Source organism: bacterium (genome assembly GCA_036524115.1).
In the GTDB taxonomy this organism is placed as follows: domain Bacteria; phylum JAUVQV01; class JAUVQV01; order JAUVQV01; family DATDCY01; genus DATDCY01.
Map to the genome: position 1 here is coordinate 1 of DATDCY010000089.1, position 2,231 is coordinate 2,231.

The 2,231-nt window shown below is 73.0% G+C and carries 2 protein-coding genes; both read right to left on the reverse strand.

Annotation, left to right across the window (positions count from 1 at the left end; all coding sequences use genetic code 11):
• A partial coding sequence (locus VI078_04240; GenBank protein ID HEY5998495.1) for a hypothetical protein occupies positions 1 to 591 on the reverse strand: 591 nt, incomplete at its 3' end.
• Positions 592 to 740: 149 nt separating this feature from the next.
• A partial coding sequence (rlmKL, locus tag VI078_04245; GenBank protein ID HEY5998496.1) for a bifunctional 23S rRNA (guanine(2069)-N(7))-methyltransferase RlmK/23S rRNA (guanine(2445)-N(2))-methyltransferase RlmL occupies positions 741 to 2,231 on the reverse strand: 1,491 nt, incomplete at its 5' end.

The following is a 2,231-nucleotide window of genomic DNA, read 5'->3' on the forward strand; positions in this document are numbered from 1 at the left end:
CGCCGCCACGGGGGCGGGCTTCGGTGCGGGAGGCGGCGGCGCGGCGGCCTTCGGGGGCGGCGGCGCGGGAGGCGGCGGCGGGGCCGGAGGGGGAGCCGGGGCGGCGGCTGGAGCAGGCGCGGGGATCGGCGAGATGCTCGCCAGCGCTACGTTCCCGCAGACGGCCGGGACGATGAAGGCGTGGCGCTTGCCGTCCTTGTCGATCTCGAGGCGGTAGCCGTCGAAGGGCGCGGCGCCCTGCCATGTCACGTCCTTGAGGACCGCGACCGCGCCCCGCCCCTTCTTCCGCTTGAAGAGCATCCAGTGGAACGTCTCGCCCGGCGCGACCCTGACCGGCGTGATCTTCGCGGTGGGGCACTGCTGCATGAAGGCGGGGTAGAGGTCGGGAGCCCCGGCCTTGGCGAAGCCTGCCTGCAGGTCCGCGGAGCGGCTCTCCACGAGAGCCCGGACGTCAGCCTCGGACTTGACGCCCTGGCTGTAGAACGGGCTGACGTTGAGCTTCTTCAGGGTGGTCGCGGCGTAGGCCGATGAGGCCAGCGCGAGCGCCGTCACCATCACGATCAGCGGAAGCAGCAATCTTCGTCGACACATGGCATCCTCCTCGTCCGAGGTCCCAGTTCCAGCGGATCACCCCGTGAAGTCGAGCGCCGGGGTTCTTCCTGAAAGGTACACCCTGCGGCGGGAAATTGCATGGGGAGAACACCCTGCCAGCCCGGACCGGTGCCGGCCAATTGGCCGCGCTACGCCGGGCGCACGAGCCAGCAGGAGTGGATGCGGGGGTTGCCGGCGAAGTCCTTCGGCGTGGTGCGCCGGGTGATCTCCTCGAAGGCCAGGCCCGGCATCGCCGCGGCGTCCAGCTTGAAGCGCCGCAGGTTCGTGCAGAAGACGAGCGTGCCGCCGGGCTCGAGCAGGCGCGCAGCGTCGAGGATGAGGGGGACGTGGTCGCGCTGGACGTCCAGCGTGCCGCGCATCGCGTTCGACGTCGAGAAGGCGGGCGGGTCGAGATAGATCAGCCCGAAGCGCCGACGCTCGCGCCGCAGCCAGTCGCGGGCGTCGGCCCGGACCAGTTCGTGCGCGCCGCCCCCGAAGCCGTTGAGGCGCAGGTTGCGCTGCGTCCAGGCGAGGTAGGTCTGCGAGAGGTCGACGGAGACCGTCGCGCGGGCGCCTCCGGCCGCGGCCGCGACGGTCGCCGTCCCGGTGTAGCTGAAGAGGTTCAGGAAGCTCCTGCCGGGCGCGAGCGTCCGCAGCAGCGCCCGGACCGGCCGCGTGTCGAGGAAGAGCCCGGTGTCGAGGTAGTCCGTGATGTTCACCTGGAAGGCGAGCCCGGCCTCCTCGACGACGTGGAAGCGCCGCTCGTCGGCCAGCTTCTCGTACTGCTCGCCCCGCGCGCGCCGGCGGCGCACCTTGAGGACGACGCGTTCAGCCGGCAGTTCCAGGACGGCGCCGACCGTCGAGACGGCGTCGGCGAGGCGCGCCGCCGCCTTGTCCGGGTCGACGGTCCTGGGCGCCGCGTACTCCTGGACGACCGCCCACAGGGTTCCGGGAATTTCCGGGCGGGACGCCGGGATCGTTTCCCCCCTTGGCACAGCGGGCGCGGCGGGCACGTCGTCCCGGGTCCGGTACACGTCCACCGCCACCGCGTACTCCGGGATGTCCGCGTCGTAGAGGCGCCAGCAGCCGATCCCTTCGCGTCGCGCCCACGCGCCGAGCGTCCTGAGGTTCTTGCGCAGGCGGTTTGCGAGGGCCTCGGCGACCGTGCCCTCGGGCGGGACGGACTTGCCGGGACCGACGGAACCCGAACCCGCTCGCCCCGGGTGCGCGCCCGTCCTCCCTCCGGAAGGGCGCATGAAGCGCTCCGGCGCGACGTCGATGAGGAAGAGCCGGCACGCGATGGCGCCGTTGTAGAGGGTGTGCGACCGCGTCGCGCGGATGCCGACGCGCAGCGCGAGGCCCGGGTTGCCGGTGAAGAGTGCGGCCTTCCAGCCGGCGAACCGCTCGCGCAGGACGCTCCCGATCTGCTCGTAGAGCGGGCGCAGCTCGGACTCGGCGCCGAGACGCTCGCCATAGGGCGGGTTGACGGCGACGAGTCCCGGCGCGCCGCCACGGCCCTTCGGCGGCACGGCGTCGGCCAGGTCGCGCCGCTCGACGTGCACGTGCTTCGAGAGACCCGCCGCCGCCACGTTCGCCAGCGCCGCGCGCACCGCCGCCGCGTCGCGGTCGGTGCCCACGAT